Raw genomic sequence first — 17,470 nt, forward strand, 5'->3', positions numbered from 1 at the left:
GAACGCTGAACGGGTAGCGCACTCACCTCCCCGGCTTTATCAACTCAAGCCCAGCGATTACCAGCGATAACGCGCACCCACGTTGAAGCCCCATGGCTGCTCGATCTTGTTGCCGTTGCTGTAATCGGCCTCGACATGCATCGATACCTTGTCGGTCATCGCCAGCGCAACGCCCGCACCCAGCTCGCCGCGAGAACCCGAGAGGTCAGTGCTGAAGCGGTTGTCGTTGACTTTCACATCCGAATTGTCTGCGAACTCGTGTACATAGGCGGCACGCAGATACGGTTGCAGGGTTTTGCCTTCAGCCCAGATGAAGTTGCGGCCGACAGTGGCCCCCACTTTACCGAGCAAGGAATAGGCGCGATCGCCATCGGCGGCCAGACCGTTATCCAGGTCGTATTGGGCGCCGTCGATAATGACACCGGACAATTGCGCGTACGGCTCGGCAAAGTAGTTGTCCGCCAATTTGATGTGTCGACCGAACTCCAGGGACGCACCGACACCGTTGTTGTGGTAATCGCCTTTGGACTTTTTGCCGTCGCTGAGCTGCACGTCGGACTCGTTCTGGAAGCGGTTGAATTTCACCACACCGTCGAAATAGTAACCGCGCGCTGCATCCAGCCAGGTGGTGTAGGCGCCCAGGTAGTAGCTGTCGACTTCGCCGCTGGTGCCCCGGCTCATGTCCAGGTCGGATTGGCTGTAACCGGCCAGCACCCCGACCAGCCATTGCCCGTCACCGATCGGCAGCGGTGCATCGGCACCGAACGACAGGCCTTGCTGGTTTTGCTTGTAGGCAACGCCGGCGCTCTCGCTGACGTTGAATTTGTTGCCATACGCGCGGATCCAGCCGCCGGCCTTGCCATGGTCCATGCGCACTTCACCCATGCGGCTGCGCAGGGTGCTGAGTTCGCCATACCAGACGGTCGGCGCGGCATTGAACAGCGCCATCACCGATTGCGTGCCGGGGCTGATGGTCCGGGTGGCGCTGTTGAGGTACCAGTCGTTGTTACCCACCTTGACCAAGTCGTAGGAGAAGGCGCCCTGCTCCACTGGCCCGTTCAACAGTTCGAATTGCGCATCACCGGCGGCGATGTGCACCACGGGCGTCGCCTGCGAGGTCACCGGTTCCGAACCGCTGCTGTCGAGCGACACCTTGTGACTGCCGCTGGCGGTGCCCGTCACGTCCAGCGTATCGACCTGCCCGGTGCTGAAGTCGTTGTGCATGTAAAACGTGCCGTTACCCGACAGTTCACCCACCGACAACTTGAAATACTCGCCGGGATTGCCGTACTGCACGCCACCGCCGTTGAGATCAAGTTTGCCGACGACGCCGTCACCGACCATCACCCAGCGTGCGTCGTTATTGACCGTCAGGCTGCGCACGTTTTCCAGGCGCCCGGTCAACGTCGCGGCGTTGTTCAACAAGACATCGGCGCTGCTGCCGCTGGCCACGACGACATCGCCGATCAAGCGGCTGTTATCGGCCTTGAAATTGACTGACGCGCCGCTGATGACTTCCAGCACCGTGCCGTTACCCCCTTTGAGAGTAGAGCCGTTGTTGACGTCGATATTCATTTGCTCGTTGTTTGTCTGGTTCAGCCTGTCGACCAGCACAGCCGAACCGTTCAGGCCTTCGACCTGAGTGTTATTTAGAACAAATGAGTTGCCGGCAGGCACGGCACCCGCCGCAAACAGACTGATCCCGTTACGTCCGCCGGTGATGCTGCTGTCCGAGGCAGAAACCGTTCCACCGAAGCTGCGAACACCAATGCTGTTCGCGTTGGTGCCGATGATTTTGGTGTTTGATTCCAGTGTCAGACGGCTGTCGCGGCTCAGGGAAGCGCCCATGAAGTCACCACTGATTTCGCTGTCGCTGACCCGTGCGGTTGACGCGCCAGCGGACGATTGCGCCAGGAGCAGGCCGGTGCGCGAGCTGGTGACTTTACTCTTGGTAATCGTTGCATCACTGGCAGAAATGTCGACGCCGCTGCTGGTACCCTGGGCCGTCACCCGAGTGCCATTGAGCACGACAGTGGAATTGGCAAACAACACAATCTGGTGGGTGGTGGCGTCATTGGCTGTCAGGCGACTTTTGTTATTGACCAGATAGTCGTCGACCCGTGTGGAAGGACCAATGATTCTTTGGCCGCCCTCATCAATCAAGGTCTGCGCCAGCGCACACGGACTGAGCAGAATCAGCGGCCCGAAGGTGGCGAGTTTAAGCAAGCGTGCGAGTGGTGTGACGGTGAATGAAGGGCTGACAGGCATGGTATCGCTCCTGAGGTACAGACAAGGATTGTCGGCAAAACGCTCACCCGGTACTTCGCGACAGGGTTTGGCGTCAAAGGGCGGCGATCCTAAGAAACTTCCTACGCCGGGTATGTAGGACTAATCCTTTTGAACACTGGAAATTGCTTCAGCTATTGCGTGACTCCATAACCGAGTACCGATTGAAGCAGCAGACATCACGGGCGAAAGCCGCCCGTGAGTTGTCTGAAGATGAAGCTAGGGTCTGGGGATTTCGCACGAATCACTCGGCCGGTGGAATGCAGTGCGTGCGATTAAAGGCGTGGAGCCTATGATTTCAGTACCGTCGTCGAAAAAGTACTGGATCTTGACCCGACCGCGTCGGTTTGTAGCCGCGTTTTCGGTGTAAAGCGGCAGGATATGCGTGGTGTAGGGGGTCACCAGGAATTCAAATCCGGACACGGGGAAAGCAGTGCCCAGCGTAAACTCTTTTCTGAAAATCGCAGAGGTAATTGGATCGTCCGGGGCGCCCAGCGTCTCTCCGCGCATGGGTGTGAATTCGACATTGATCTTGTCCCCAGGCTTGAGCACACCCGTGAGATCAGGGATGGTGACCCTGAGGTCACCATTGGCTTCCAGTGATCCGCACCCCGGGTAATTCGGATTAGGCTGCTGCGCAAACGAAGGAAAACTCCCGGCGGGCAGTTCCACGACAATCGCGTTGACAACGACATCCGTCGTGTCCGAGTGCAGCTGATTGACTATCCCTGAACCGCTGACCTGGTAGTGAACCGGTACAGGATCACCGTTGCCACCGTCCTTGATGTAACTCCACGGAATCTCAACGTCAAAATCCCCCCCCGGGACATGGCCGGGTTCTGTCGAATCAAAGGTAACTTGAGCTTCGACGACCCGCGTTCCGTTCCAGTAGAAATCGATGACGTGCCCGTTGTCTGCAGCCGCGTACCAGGTGAAGTGGAAGAAGGCATCTTCGTCCTTGTCCGCCCGAATCAGCTCATTGGTCCGGGTGTCGTCGAAGTTCTTGACTTCACCGGCGTCCAGATCCGGGTGAACCGGGTTTGGCCAGTCCACCGGTGGCCAGGGAAGCCACGGCAACGCCACCTGGAAGTTGACATTGAAGGGCTCGGATTCCGGGCCGAACACCCGACCGTTGCGGATCACCTCATAGCTGACGACAGTCGCCTTGGTTCCGGTGGTCGCTTGCCCATAGTCTTCAAGCATCAGCAGCGCAGGCAGCACCGGGATCTCGATAGTGGGCAGCGAATTATTGCCGATGGGGAAATCCGGCAGGGTTTGACCGCCCCACTTCAGCCGGATGGCATCTCCGCCCTTGAAGTGGTCGTACTTGTCGATCCAGACACTCACACCGTCTTGAACATGTGCCACTGTCAACGGCCCGGGCGTGGCTTGCGGCACCGTTGGTTTTTTTAAACCGCTGGGTAGCGGCCCGAAGGTGAGGCTGACTTTTTTGTAGATCGCCGGTGGACTCGGGTTCAGCGCCCGATCAATCAAGGCGTAGGTCAGCAACCCGCTGGCATCGCCAAAAGCGCGGATCTTGTCCGCGTCGAGTTCTACAACGGTATCGGTGATACCCGGCGAGGGAACCGGGGTGAACAAGATCGGAGGTGTGGCGGTCGGATCGTCGGGAATGTTGTTCGAATCAATCAGAAAAAAGGCAACCATGTCTGTGCTCTGCCAGTCAGGGTAGCCCGGGATGGTGACCTTCAACTTGCTGCCGGCTGGAAGAGTGGTGTCGTCAAGGAAGTCCCCCGCGAATACCGGCTCCTTCGGCGGCAGGTGTTTATAAGGTGGCAGCCGATCGCAAATGACCGTGATGTCCAGTGACTCCGTGTCATAGCCTGTGTAGTCGCGATGGATGTAGCGCAGTTGGCACGTCGCTGCATCGGGTAGATCGTTGGCGGCGATGGTGACGGGAAAAGGGAAGGTCTGCGGAAAGTCGCTGCTTCCCGGCGGGATCATGAACGCGATCGGCGCCCCCAACTGAGTAAAGTTGCCGCTGCCAATCTTGATCATCAGCCGGACATGCTCAGGTTCTCCGGGCGGTGGCAGGTTATCCCACTTGGGGATGTACACCGTCAGCCCCTGCGCATTCAGCTTCGGACCGTCCAACGTCCCGGACGCTTTGTGCGCGTAGGCGTCGTCTCTAATCTCGATCACCTTATTGACAAGCTTCGCACGATGTTCGGAGCGCATTTTCAGGTAGGCGCTGTTGGCCTCATCCTGCTTGCGTTTGACCTGTTCAGTTGCCATGTTTTCACTCTCCTGCCACGCCATTGGAGCCATAGGCGATGCTACGGCCGTTCCGTCGGTCGACAACTTGAGGACTGCAAGCAAGGCAAACGACTCCCTTCGCTCAGCAGGCCGAACTGACCCTGGACGGATTAAGCGCTTATGGAACAAAAAGCGTAACTGTCAAAGTTGACAGGTACCCCGTCGCCCGTTGCACAAATCTTCTAGTCATTGCACGCGATGCGAGCGTTAAATATCCCGGCTATGCGTTGTTCCAAAAGGTGCCTATGACCACTCACAACTGGCTCGACCTGGCCCAGGATGCCGACACCGGCATCGAGACCCTGCGCGCACATTTCGAAGGCCATGCCTACGATCCGCACTGGCATGACAGCTACCTGGTGGGCGTCACCGAACAAGGGGTTCAGCAGTTCAACTGTCGCCGGGCCAAACATCAGAGCACGCCGGGCAAGGTGTTCTTGCTTGAGCCGGGCGACATCCACGATGGCGAAGCGCGGACCGCCGAGGGTTTCACCTACCGCATGCTGTACCTCGACCCGCAGTGGTTGCAGCGCGAACTCGGCGCCGTATTCGACAATGCTCCGGACAACGGTGAACTGAGTTTCGCCACCACCCTGGCCAGCGACACGCGTTTGGCCCAGGCCACCAGCCACGCGTTCGAAGCCCTGCATCGCAGTGAGCTGAAAATCGTCCGCCAGACCGCTCTCGACACCTTGTTCGAATGCCTGACCCGCCATTTGCACTGGCGCGCGCGTTACCGCGACGATCCGCGCCTGCCGTTGGTGGCGCAGAAGGCGCGGGAGTATCTGCACGCCAACGCGCACTTCGACATTGGCCTCGATCAACTGGCCGCTGTCACCGGCGTCGACCGCTTTCGCCTGACCCGCGCCTTCAAGGCGGCTTATGGCTTGGCACCGCACGCGTATCTGGTGCAATTGCGCTTGGCCAAGGCCCGACGAATGCTGGCCCGAGGCGAGCAACCGGCGACTGTCGCCATGACGCTGGGCTTTGCCGATCAGAGTCACTTGGGCCGCTGGTTCGTGCGCGCCTATGGCCTGACGCCGGCGCTGTATCGCAAGCGCTGCTCAAATCTTCCAGACAGCTGACGCGTGGATTGTGAAGATCGATCTCAACGATCTTCACTGGAGTTTGCCTGCGATGCTGTCCTCTTTCCCGACGTTGCTGCCGTTTCTGTTGTTTGCCTTTGTCGCCTCGATCACCCCCGGCCCGACCAACATTCTGGTGCTGAGCAACAGCGCCCGATTCGGTTTGGCGGCTGCCGTGCCGATCATCTTCGGCGCCTGCGCCAGTGCCGCGATGCTGGTGTTGCTGGTGGGCACTGGCGCCGGCACCACCTTGACCACCTGGCCCGGCGTTCAAGCGTTTATGCAGTGGGCCGGCGTGGCGTGGTTGAGTTATCTGGCGTGGCAGATTTTCCGCGCCCCGGCCGACGTCATTACGACAGCGTCAAGCCAAGCCCGCCTCGGACTGCTGGGCGCCGCCGGCCTGCAATGGATCAACCCGAAAACCTGGATGATGGCGCTGGCCGTGATCAGCGTATTTGCCGGCGTCGGTGAGGATCGCTTCGAACATGTGCTGTACCTGTCCCTGGTATTTTTCCTGATTTCCCTGCCCTGCCTTGGCGCTTGGGCGTTGCTCGGCGCCGGTTCCAGTCGCTGGCTGCGCTCGCCCCGCGCCCTGCAACGTTTCAACCGTTGCATGGCGTTGTTGCTGCTGGGCTCGGCGTGGATGAGCGTGTGGGTCTAAGCGCCGTCCGTCGATCTATATCAGCGCAGGGGCTTGACGACGTATTGGCTTTTGGTGTCTTCTGAAACCGGTTTCAGTGCTGCATCCAATGCACCTGACCTGATAAATCCAATAAGAAAGGTTTCAGACCGTGAACGACTTCTCCGCCGCCCAGCGCAGCCGCGTGACCATGCTCGACGTGGCCGAACACGCCAAGGTCTCCAAGGCCAGCGTTTCGCGGTTCATTGGCGAGGATCGCGCCCTGCTCTCCGATGCCATTGCCCAGCGCATCGAGCAGTCGATTGCCGAACTCGGCTACCGCCCGAACCAGATGGCCCGAGGCCTGAAACGCGGGCGCACGCGCCTGATCGGCATGCTCGTCGCCGATATCCGTAACCCTTATTCAATCGCCGTGATGCACGGGGTGGAAACCGCCTGCCGTCAGCACGGCTACAGCCTGGTGGTGTGCAACACCGATCGCGACGACGAGCAGGAACGCCAGCACCTGGCGCTGCTGCGCTCGTACAACATCGAGGGTTTGATCGTGAACACCCTCGGCCACCACCGCGACGAACTGCTCGAACTGCACCGGGAAATGCCGCTGGTGCTGGTGGACCGCAAGGTCGAAAAACTTGAGAGCGACATGGTCGGGCTGGACAACCCGGCGGCCGTCGAAATGGCCCTCGCGCACCTTGAAGAGCGCGGCTATCGCGATGTGCTGCTGGTGACCGAACCGTTTGACGGCACCAGCTCGCGGATTGAACGGGTCGGCAGTTTCAAGTCGCACATCGCGTTGCGGCCGGCACTTCAGGGCAGCCTCCTTGAAACGGGTAGCGAATTGACTGCGCGGTTGAAAACCTTCCTCGACACCCCCGGCCCAGGCCCGAAAGCGCTGTTTTGCGCGAACGGGATTGCGGCGCTGGCCAGCACTCATGCGTTGCGCGAGTTGCAGTGTGATCTGTTTAGGGACGTGGGCTTGATCGCCCTCGATGATCTGGATTGGTACCCGCTGGTGGGCAGCGGAATTACTGCCCTCGCCCAACCGACCACCGACATTGGCGCCAGCGCGTTTGAGTGTTTGCTCAAGCGGTTGCGTGGTGATGACGGGCCGGTGCGGACGCTGGATTTTTCGGCGCGGTTGATTGTTAGAGGGTCAACCCAGGGGGATTTGCGTTGACTTTTCCGGCCTCATCGCGGGCAAGCCCGCTCCCACAGGTGATGGGTGATGAGCATAATTTGACGACCACCACAGATCCCTGTGGGAGCGGGCTTGCCCGCGATGAGGCCCGAAATGTTCACCAAAAACTTTTTTTTGAACAAAAATGAAACCGGTTTCAGAGGTAGAAAAACAATGAACACACCCGCCGTTTCCATCAGTCTGTCCAGCTACGGCGCCGACCTCGTGCGCCAACGCGGCCAGGGCAGTTTTATCGAAATACTCGCCGCCGCCGGCGCCACGCGCATCGAATGGCGTGAAGAATTGCTGACCACCGAAGACGCCACGCAACTGGCCGATGCCACGGCGGCCGAAGGCCTGGAGAGCGTGTATTCCTCGCCGATGGAGTTGTGGCTGGCCGGCCAGTCGAAACCCAATCCCGAACTGGTCACGGCCCTGCAACGCGCCCAAGCCTTCGGCGCGAAATGGCTGAAAGTGTCGCTGGGCTACTTCACCGACAACAATGACCTGCAAGCCCTGGCCCGCACCCTCACGCAGAGCCCGGTGCACCTGTTGGTGGAGAACGACCAGACCTTGCACGGTGGCCGCATCGAACCGTTCCAGCGCTTTTTCACGGCGGTCGAGCAGCACACGCTGCCGATCAAAATGACCTTCGATATCGGCAACTGGCACTGGCAGGATCAGTCCGCCGCCAGTGCCGCGCGCCTGCTCGGTCGCCATGTCGGCTACGTGCATTGCAAAGCGGTATCGCGCCGCACCGATGGCAAACTGGTTGCCATACCGCCTGCCGCCAGTGACGTTCATCAGTGGGAACAACTGCTGCGGCACATGCCCCAAGGCGTCATGCGCGCCGCGGAATATCCACTGCAAGGCGACGATCTGCTGCAGTTGACCACCGAGCATGTCGCCACCCTCGCCCGCCTCGGCCACACCCGGTTGGAGAGCGCTCATGTCTGAGATCGATATTCTGTCGTTCGGTGAAACCATGGCCATGTTCGTCGCCGAGCAGGCTGGCGATCTGGCCGATATCGGCGCCTTTCATAAACGCATCGCCGGTGCCGACAGCAACGTCGCCATCGGTTTGTCGCGGCTGGGTTTCAAGGTCGCGTGGCTGAGCCGGGTCGGTGCCGATTCGTTGGGTCGGTTCGTGATCGATACCCTGGAGAAGGAAGGCCTGGATTGCAGCCATGTCGATATCGATACCGCACACCCCACCGGTTTTCAGCTCAAGTCGCGCACTGACGATGGCAGTGATCCGGTGGTTGAGTACTTTCGGCGCGGTTCGGCGGCCAGTCACCTGTCGGCGCATTCGATCGTGCCGGAGTTGCTCAACGCCCGGCATCTGCACGCCACGGGCATTCCCCCGGCGCTGTCCAGCACCGCGCGGGAAATGTCTGTTGAATTGATGACCCGCATGCGCGATGCCGGGCGCAGCGTGTCGTTCGACCCCAACCTGCGCCCGAGCCTGTGGGCCAGCGAGCAGCAGATGATCACCGAGATCAACCGCCTCGCCGCCCTCGCCCATTGGGTGCTGCCGGGGCTGAGCGAAGGTCGCCTGCTGACGGGTTTTGAAGACCCGGCCGACATCGCCGCGTTTTACCTCGACCAAGGTGCCGAAGCCGTAGCGATCAAACTGGGACCGCACGGTGCTTACTACCGCACGCATCTGGATGCCGGTTTCGTGGCGGGCGTGCCGGTGGAAACGGTGGTCGACACGGTCGGTGCCGGCGATGGTTTTGCCGTCGGCATGATCAGCGCACTCCTGGAAAACCACAGCTTTGCCGATGCCGTGAAGCGCGCCAACTGGATTGGCAGCCGGGCGGTGCAGAGTCGCGGGGATATGGAGGGTTTACCGACCCGTCTTGAGATGTCCGTTGAATTTGAGGCCGCCATCGCCAGCAGGCTGGCTCCCACAGGGGATTTGTGCCGGATGTAGAACCCCTGTGGGAGCTAGCCTGCTAGCGATTAGGTCCGCCCGTTCACTGAAGATTGCAACACCTGCTGCGACAAAAACAACAAGCTCAGGAGCATCAACCATGAAAACCGCAACGCTCGCCACCCGCCGCTGGTGGTACATCATGCCCATCGTGTTCATCACCTACAGCCTGGCGTACCTCGATCGCGCCAACTACGGCTTCGCCGCCGCCTCCGGGATGGCCGCCGACCTGATGATCACGCCGGGCCTGTCGTCGATGCTCGGCGCGCTGTTCTTCCTCGGCTACTTTTTCTTCCAGGTACCGGGCGCGATCTACGCGCAGAAGCACAGCGTGAAGAAACTGATTTTCGTCAGCCTGATCCTCTGGGGTGGCTTGGCCACGTTGACCGGGATCGTCTCCAACGCCTACTGGCTGATCGTCATTCGCTTCATGCTCGGCGTGGTCGAAGCCGCCGTGATGCCGGCGATGCTGATCTACCTCTGCCACTGGTTCACCCGTGCCGAACGCTCGCGCGCCAACACCTTCCTAATCCTCGGCAACCCGGTGACCATGCTCTGGATGTCGGTGGTCTCCGGGTATCTGGTGCAGCATTACAGCTGGCGCTGGATGTTCATCATCGAAGGTTTGCCGGCGGTGCTCTGGGCGTTTATCTGGTGGCGTCTGGCCGATGATCGTCCCGCTCAAGCCAAGTGGCTGACCGATCAAGAGAAGCAGGATCTGGAAAGTGCCTTGGCCGCCGAACAGGTCGGCATCAAAGCGGTGAAGAACTACGCCGAAGCGTTCCGTTCGCCCAAGGTGATCATCCTGGCCTTGCAGTTTTTCTGCTGGAGCATCGGCGTCTATGGCTTCGTGCTGTGGCTGCCGTCGATCCTCAAGGCTGGCGCACAAATGGACATGATCGAAGCCGGCTGGCTCTCGGCGCTGCCGTACCTGGCGGCGGTGATCGGCATGCTGCTGGTGTCCTGGGGCTCGGACAAAATGCAGAAGCGCAAACGCTTTGTCTGGCCGCCGCTGCTGATTGCCTCGATTGCGTTTTACGGCTCCTACGCATTGGGTGCTGAACATTTCTGGTGGTCCTACACCCTGCTGGTGATTGCCGGTGCCTGCATGTACGCGCCTTACGGCCCGTTCTTCGCGATCATCCCGGAAATCCTCCCGGCCAACGTCGCCGGCGGCGCCATGGCACTGATCAACAGCATGGGCGCGCTCGGTTCGTTTGGCGGTTCGTATCTGGTCGGTTACCTGAACAGCTCCACCGGTTCGCCCGGTGCCTCGTACCTGCTGATGAGCGGCGCGCTGATGCTCTCCGTGGTGCTGACGATTTTCCTCAAGCCCGGCGCCAGCGACCGGGAGCGTCCCCCGGTCGCGGTCACTCGCCCCGCCGCCACACATTCCTGATTGAGAGTATTGCGATGAAAAAGCAGGTCGTTCTGTACAAAAAACTCTCGCCGCTGCTGATGGCTCGGCTGCATGAGCACACTGAAGTGACGCTGATCGACAGCCTCGACGCTGAAGGCCTGGCCAAACTGCGCGAGGCCCTGCCCCGCGCTCAAGGCTTGCTCGGCGCCAGCCTGAAACTGGATGCCGAACTGCTCGACCTGGCGCCCCATCTTGAAGCGATCGCCAGCGTCTCGGTCGGCGTCGACAACTACGACATCGACTACCTGACCGAGCGCCGCGTCCTGCTCAGCAACACGCCGGATGTGCTCACCGAAACCACCGCCGACACCGGTTTTGCGCTGATCCTGGCGACGGCGCGGCGTGTGGTGGAACTGGCTAACATGGTTCGCGCTGGAGATTGGAAACGCAACGTCGGCCCGGCGCAGTTCGGCACCGATGTGCACGGCAAAACCCTGGGCATCATCGGCATGGGCCGCATCGGCGAAGCACTCGCGCAGCGCGGGCATTTCGGCTTTGGCATGCCGGTGATCTATCACAGCCACTCGCCGAAACCGGCGGTCGAGCAACGCTTCAATGCGCAGTACCGCAGCCTGACGGAGCTGTTGCAGCAGGCAGATTTTGTCTGCCTGACGTTGCCGCTTACCGCTGAAACCGAAGGGCTGATCGGTGCCGAAGAGTTCGCGCTGATGCGTCCCGAAACCATCTTCATCAACATTTCCCGGGGCAAGGTGGTGGACGAAGCGGCGATGATTGAAGCGTTGCGTGCGGGTCAGATTCGCGCGGCGGGGCTGGATGTGTTTGAGCGTGAACCCTTGAACGCGGACTCACCGTTGTTGCAGTTGAACAACGTGGTGGCGACCCCGCACATTGGGTCGGCGACTCATGAAACCCGGGAAGCGATGGCCAGGTGTGCGGTGGAGAATCTGTTGGCAGCGCTGGCGGGCGAGCGACCGGCGAATTTGGTGAACGCAGGGGTGTGGGAGAAATAACTATTGGGCGTTTTGTAGCCGTCTTCGCGGGCAAGTCGACTTGCCCGCGAAAATAGCCTTGAAGCCTGCAGCGATCTGGCGGATCCATTGATCACGTCATTGAATATCCGCTGCTACTGTCGCCTAAGGCAATTCTGACCGCGTAATTCTGACGCAGCTCAACTCATCGATATTATCGCCGCCTTGATGATCCTGCTCTATGAGAATAACCCCTCTCTTAACGATGGTTCCTACCTTTGCCGTCCGTAGCTCGCCAAAACTGATCCAACCCGTAGAAACAGGATGGATATAGGTTCTGATTTTAAACTTCCAATATCTTGTTGCCTGAGACGGCTTAGGGCACTTACCCTCTTCCGTAGGCGCCGAATGCTCACTAAAAAACTCTACTTCAGTCGCAGAAGGCGCATTGTCCAATTTAAAATAGTTCAATCGATCGTTGTTACACTTGTTTGGCTGCCCTACCTCAATAACTTGATCCCCATTGACTAACGCAAGACCACAATTGAAACGTGGGTCCAGCGGATCAGAAGTCATCATTAACGTTCCATCCGGAAAGGTCGCCACCCCCTGCGAAGTGCAGGCGCTCATGACGAGCATAAAACTGATCAACAGTATTCTGAGAACAACCATCTCGTGACTCCTTTACTTGATTAAAACAAGTGACTGGGCATCGCTGGCTAATTTCTACGCCTTGTCAATCAATCTGCCTACTATCAGAACTGATAGGTTACCCGGTGTTATTCGGCTGCTATATTTTGTACCGAATGCCCGGCAACCTCGCGGCGGGCTGTTTGGCATGACTGCGATCTTTTCGCTGTTCTTGTTTACCCACGACGTCGAAGTGTCGTGAAAACAAAGTCCGTAGGCTCGGAAGTGTTTCCACTGGAATCTACGGCGGTGTTTTTTACCGAACAGGTGATATCGGGTGACAACCCCGGCAGCATGAAAACGGGAATCAACGCCGGCCAGCTGCGCCCGTTAAGCGCAACCCAATACGTCACGGTCGCGTTGTCCTCTGAGGGGTCCCAAAACCAGGACGACACCGTCAGAAAACAGCACAACCCTCACGTGGCCAGGGCTGCATATTCGCGAGGTCGGCAAGTTGCGGGGGTCGCCTGAAATATCGGACATTTTAGGCTCCGGCCTGAAAGGTCCTTTTTGTTACCACAAAGCGACTTCACCCCGCGCCTGTCAGAACTGAAAGGTGCTAATGACAGAAGTTGGGTGCCTGTAAGGCCGACTTCGCGAGCCCAGACACCACAAAACTTTCAGGCCCGCCGCGCTTCCAAAAGGTCGGTCGCACACAGCGCAATCCTGCGGCACGCATCCGCCAGCTTGAGCCGGTCGACGACCAACCCAATGCGGATATGCCCCGCCGCACTCGGCCCGAATGCCTCGCCCGCCAGCACCGACACGCCATAACCTTCCAGCAGCCGCTCGGCAAAATGCTGGGCAGTCAATCCGGTCTGGCGCACGTCGACCATCACGAACATGCCGCCATCCGGACGGATCGCGCGCATGCCAGGGCAGTGATCGAGGCTCGCACACACCAGGTCGCGGCGTTGGCGATACTCCTCACGCATCAGGGCCACTTCCGGCAGGTCTTTATCCAGCGCCACTTGCGCGGCGTTCTGAATGAAATCCGGAAGGCCAAACAGCATGCACAAGGACAAATGCACCAGATGCTCGGCCAAGGGTTTGGGCCCGACCACCCAGCCCACTCGCCAGCCACTCATGGCGTGGGATTTGGACAGGCTGTTGATCGTCGCAGTGCGCTCGGCCATGCCCGGCAGGCTCGCCGGGCTGATGTGTTCGCCCTCGTAGAGCAATTCGCTGTAGACCTCGTCGCTGATCAGCCACAGGTCGTGACGCACGCACAGCGCCGCCAGTTCCTGCCAGATGGCCAGCGACAAACTGGCGCCGGACGGGTTGTTGGGACTGTTGAGCAAAATGGCTCGGGTCTTCGCCGTGATGCGTGCGGCGACATCGGCCGGATCGACCCGAAAGCCATTCTCCGGACGCACCGGCACGGGCACGACTTTGGCCCCGCAAGCGCCGAACACGCCTTCGTAGGTCACGTACATCGGTTCGGCGACGATCACTTCGTCCCCCGGATCGAGCAGGCATTGCACCACCGAATACACCGCGCACTGCGCCCCCGGAAACACGATCACATGTTCGGCATCCACCTCTTGGCCGCTGCGTTGGCGATGACGCCGGGCGATGCTCTCGCGCAACCCCTGACTGCCGCGCACCGCCGGATAGTGCGTGTCGCCGGCGAGCAAGCTGTCGATAGCGGCGAGGACGATGGGTTGCGGTGTGTCGAAGTCTGGATCGCCTATCGACAGCAGCAACACATCGACGCCCTGCTCGCGCAATTCCAGCGCTCGATCATGAATCTGCCAGGCCGCCGCTCCGTCACCGGCGATTCGTTGGGTCAAGGCTGAATAGCGCATGTCTTTCTCCTGTGGCGCGGTTCCATGCCTCAACCCTATCTCAAATCGCGAAACACGCCACTATGACCTCGTGCTCCTACAGAAGGCCGATCAAATCACGAAGCGTGCGACCATGGCGTTCAGGTCCACGGCTAATCGCGAGAGTTCGTGGGTGGCGGCGCTGGTCTGGTTGGCACCGGCGGCGGACTGGGTGGCGAGGTCGCGGATGTTCACCAGGTTGCGGTCAACTTCACGGGACACCTGCGCCTGTTCTTCCGAGGCGCTGGCGATCACCAGGTTGCGTTCGTTGATCAAGTGGATCGACTGCGTGATCTGCTCCAGCGCAACACCGGCGGCACGGGCCATTTCCAGGGTGCTTTGGGTGCGCTGGTTGCTTTGCTGCATCGACGAGACGGCGGCACCCGTGCCGTTCTGAATGCCGGCGACCATCTTCTCGATTTCCTGAGTGGACTGCGCCGTGCGATGGGCCAAGGCCCGAACCTCATCCGCCACCACCGCAAAACCACGTCCGGCTTCACCGGCCCGCGCGGCTTCGATCGCGGCGTTCAATGCCAGCAAGTTGGTTTGTTCAGCGATGGCACGGATCACGTCGAGCACCTTGCCGATGTCGCGTCCCTGAGCGGCCAGGCCTTCGATCATCAGCGAGGTGTTTTGCACGTCGTGGGTCATGGTCTGGATCGCGTCGACGGTTTCCACCACGCGGTCGCGACCTTCGCGGGCGGCCTGGGTCGATTGGTTCGAAGCTTCGGAGGTGGACACCGCATTACGCGCAACCTCTTCAACGGCGGCGGTCATTTCATTGACGGCGGTGGCGGCCTGCTCGATTTCGTTGTTCTGCTGCTGCAGTCCGCGAGACGCTTTCTGGGTGACCGTGCTGAGTTCTTCGGCAGCGGCGCCCAACTGGGTGGCGGAACCGGCGATCTGTTCGATGGTTTTACGCAGGTTGGCCTGCATGTTGGATAACGCGTTGAGCAGGCGGGCCGGCTCATCCTTGCCGTCGATTTCAATGACGTGGGTGAGGTTGCCTCCCGCAATGGTTTCGGCCGCCTGCAGCGCCCGGCTCAACGGTGTGACGATGCTGCGGGTCAACAGCCAGGCCAGCAACACCGTCATCAGCGCCGCGATCACGGCAACCGCGATGATGCCGGTGATGGCGGTGCGGTACTGCTCGCCCGCTTCGGCCGAAGCGGCTTTGGCATCGTCGTTGTTGAGTGCCACCAATTTATTGAGCTGCTCGCCCATCTGGTCGGTGCCGTCCTTGATCCGCGTATTGATCAACGTGCGCATCGCATCAAGCTGGTTCTGCCGTGACAGCTCCAGCATCTGGTTCTGGGCTTGCATGTAGTTGTCGAGGGTGGCGGTGAATGTCTTGTACAGCAGCGCTTCTTCGGGACCTGTCGGCAACGCGGCATAACTGGCTTGCGCACTGCGCAGTTTGTCGACAAGCACGCCGATGCGCGTCTGGGCTTCCTGCAGTGCGGCCGGATCACGGTTGACCAGCACCCTGAACGACAGAATCCGCATCCGCAGGACGTTTTCCGTCATGTTGCCCAGGAACCCGACGCTGGGTAACTGCGTGCTCCCCATGTCGATGGAAGCCTGACGGATGATCGTCATGCGGTTCACGGCAAACACGCCCAACGCGATGACCAGCAAGGCAATGAAGGCGAAACCCAGGAAAGCTCGAGGCGCGATGTTCAGATTACGCAGTGACATAGGACGATTCTCGTGATTGAGGCTGCGAGCATCCTTGCCGTGATGGCTGTCGGGCAGGCGCTGGCGCGCACCGTTTCAGCTTGGCGCCAGGGTTGTAATGGGTTTGTGTGCGCCTGTTATCTGTATCGGCGGGAGTTGAGGATTTCTGCGGGGGGAGATGAAATATTTTTCAGGGCGTCAGAGGTGTTTCATCCATGAAACAATTGATCCCCTGTAGCAGCCTTCGGCAGCTGCTACAGGGATAGCGATTTCAGCGGGTGCGGGCCGCCAATTGCCAGACCCTGGCGATATCTGTCGCCCGTTCACGCAACAACCGCGGTGCCTCGGCGCAAGCCTGCTCCAGCGTCATCGGGCCACTGGCCAGGGCAAAGGCGGCATCGATGCCATGTTCATACAGTTCCTGATAGCCCTCGCCCAGTGTCCCGGCGATAACGACCACCGGCACGCCGTGCTGCCGAGCAATGCGCGCCACACCAAACGGGGTCTTGCCACGCAAGGTTTGCGCATCGAAACGACCTTCGCCGGTGATCACCAGGTCAGCGCCCTTGACCGCATCCGCCAGGCCCACCAGTTCGGCAACCACTTCAACCCCGGCCTTGAATTGCGCACCCAGAAACGCCTTGGCGGCAAACCCGAGGCCGCCCGCCGCGCCGCTGCCCGGTTCGTCGCGCACGTCTTTGTTCAAGGCTTTGGCGCAGTGATCGGCGAAGTGCCCGAGGGCGTGATCCAGCTGTTCGACCTGCTGCGGCGAGGCGCCTTTTTGCGGACCGAAAATCGCCGACGCGCCGTGAGGGCCGCACAGCGGGTTGTTGACGTCGGCGGCGATGTCGAAACGCACCTCGGCCAGGCGCGGGTCGATGTCGCTCAAATCAATGCGCGCCAGTTGCCCGAGCGCCAGACCGCCGGGTGCCAGGATCTGGCCCTGCGCGTCGAACAGTTTCACGCCCAAGGCCTGCACGGCACCCGCACCGCCGTCGTTGGTCGCACTGCCGCCAATCGCCAGTATCACCCGCTGCGCGCCGGCCTCCAGTGCCGCGCGGATCAACTCACCGGTGCCGAAAGTGCTGCTGATGCACGCATCGCGCTGGCCCACCGGGACCAACTGCAAACCGCTGGCTTCGGCCATTTCGATGATCGCGGTGTGACTGTGGGGCAGCCAGCCCCAGGCAGCGTTGACCGGCGCGCCGAGTGGTCCGCGGACTGTGTTGCGGCGCAGTTCGCCATCGCAGGCGGCCAGAACCGACTCGACCGTCCCTTCCCCGCCGTCGGCCATCGGGCACTTGATCAGCTGCGCATCGGGCCAGACCTCGGCCAGCCCGAGGGCAATGGCATCGGCCACGCCTTGAGCGCTGAGGCTGTCCTTGAACGAATCCGGGGCGATAACGATTTTCATGGGAGTTCTCCAGTTCCAATGCCCTCATGCTGCCAGCAGGTTAGAACAATAACGCCGGTCCGCTGCACAAGCGGCACAGAGGATTATTGTTCATTCCCACAAAACCCTTTGGATGG

Annotated in this window: 13 protein-coding genes; 7 read left to right on the top strand and 6 right to left on the bottom strand. The window is 60.3% G+C overall.

Translation table 11 applies throughout. The features are described 5' to 3' along the window. Window positions 1-57 precede the first annotated feature (57 nt). Window positions 58-2,268 carry an autotransporter outer membrane beta-barrel domain-containing protein gene (locus ACA057_RS17315; protein ID WP_497340753.1) on the bottom strand — a complete coding sequence of 737 codons (2,211 nt, stop codon included), beginning with the start codon at window positions 2,266-2,268 and terminating at the stop codon, window positions 58-60. A 237-nt stretch (window positions 2,269-2,505) separates the two neighbouring features. Then, the gene (locus tag ACA057_RS17320; RefSeq protein WP_497340755.1) at window positions 2,506-4,539 is read right to left on the bottom strand and encodes a hypothetical protein; all 2,034 of its coding nucleotides are present in this window, start codon (window positions 4,537-4,539) and stop codon (window positions 2,506-2,508) included. Window positions 4,540-4,805: 266 nt separating this feature from the next. Between ACA057_RS17320 and ACA057_RS17325 the strand changes: the two genes are divergently transcribed. From ACA057_RS17325 to ACA057_RS17355, 7 genes are all read left to right on the top strand, one after another. Beyond that, the gene (locus ACA057_RS17325) at window positions 4,806-5,645 is read left to right on the top strand and encodes an AraC family ligand binding domain-containing protein (protein WP_497340757.1); all 840 of its coding nucleotides are present in this window, start codon (window positions 4,806-4,808) and stop codon (window positions 5,643-5,645) included. Window positions 5,646-5,697: 52 nt separating this feature from the next. Then, on the top strand, window positions 5,698-6,306 hold the full coding sequence (locus ACA057_RS17330; RefSeq protein WP_497340759.1) for a LysE family translocator: 609 nt from the start codon (window positions 5,698-5,700) through the stop codon (window positions 6,304-6,306). A 130-nt stretch (window positions 6,307-6,436) separates the two neighbouring features. Then, on the top strand, window positions 6,437-7,462 hold the full coding sequence (locus ACA057_RS17335; protein ID WP_497340762.1) for a LacI family DNA-binding transcriptional regulator: 1,026 nt from the start codon (window positions 6,437-6,439) through the stop codon (window positions 7,460-7,462). 174 nt (window positions 7,463-7,636) lie between these two features. Continuing rightward, window positions 7,637-8,419, top strand: coding sequence for a sugar phosphate isomerase/epimerase family protein (locus tag ACA057_RS17340; RefSeq protein WP_497340764.1), 783 nt, complete (start codon window positions 7,637-7,639; stop codon window positions 8,417-8,419). Continuing rightward, window positions 8,412-9,398 (top strand): sugar kinase, encoded by a 987-nt coding sequence (locus ACA057_RS17345; RefSeq protein WP_497340766.1) that lies wholly within the window; start codon window positions 8,412-8,414, stop codon window positions 9,396-9,398. The genes ACA057_RS17340 and ACA057_RS17345 overlap by 8 nt, the downstream gene beginning before the upstream one ends. A 100-nt stretch (window positions 9,399-9,498) precedes the next feature. Continuing rightward, on the top strand, window positions 9,499-10,797 hold the full coding sequence (locus ACA057_RS17350; protein WP_497340768.1) for an MFS transporter: 1,299 nt from the start codon (window positions 9,499-9,501) through the stop codon (window positions 10,795-10,797). Between the two features lie 14 nt (window positions 10,798-10,811). After that, on the top strand, window positions 10,812-11,789 hold the full coding sequence (locus ACA057_RS17355; RefSeq protein ID WP_497340770.1) for a 2-hydroxyacid dehydrogenase: 978 nt from the start codon (window positions 10,812-10,814) through the stop codon (window positions 11,787-11,789). A 123-nt stretch (window positions 11,790-11,912) separates the two neighbouring features. Here ACA057_RS17355 and ACA057_RS17360 read toward each other — a convergent pair whose 3' ends face one another. From ACA057_RS17360 to ACA057_RS17375, 4 genes are all read right to left on the bottom strand, one after another. Beyond that, window positions 11,913-12,419: a hypothetical protein gene (locus tag ACA057_RS17360; RefSeq protein WP_497340772.1), complete on the bottom strand. Its 507-nt coding sequence runs from the start codon at window positions 12,417-12,419 to the stop codon at window positions 11,913-11,915. 638 nt (window positions 12,420-13,057) lie between these two features. Then, a complete protein-coding gene (locus ACA057_RS17365) occupies window positions 13,058-14,245 on the bottom strand; it encodes a pyridoxal phosphate-dependent aminotransferase (RefSeq protein WP_497340774.1) in 1,188 nt (395 codons plus the stop codon). Window positions 14,246-14,335: 90 nt separating this feature from the next. Then, a complete protein-coding gene (locus tag ACA057_RS17370; protein ID WP_497340776.1) occupies window positions 14,336-15,961 on the bottom strand; it encodes a methyl-accepting chemotaxis protein in 1,626 nt (541 codons plus the stop codon). 250 nt (window positions 15,962-16,211) lie between these two features. Continuing rightward, window positions 16,212-17,354, bottom strand: a complete 1,143-nt coding sequence (locus ACA057_RS17375) for a glycerate kinase (RefSeq protein ID WP_497340778.1) — start codon at window positions 17,352-17,354, stop codon at window positions 16,212-16,214. Window positions 17,355-17,470 lie beyond the last annotated feature (116 nt).

It is taken from the genome of Pseudomonas sp. LBUM1661, from assembly GCF_059695925.1.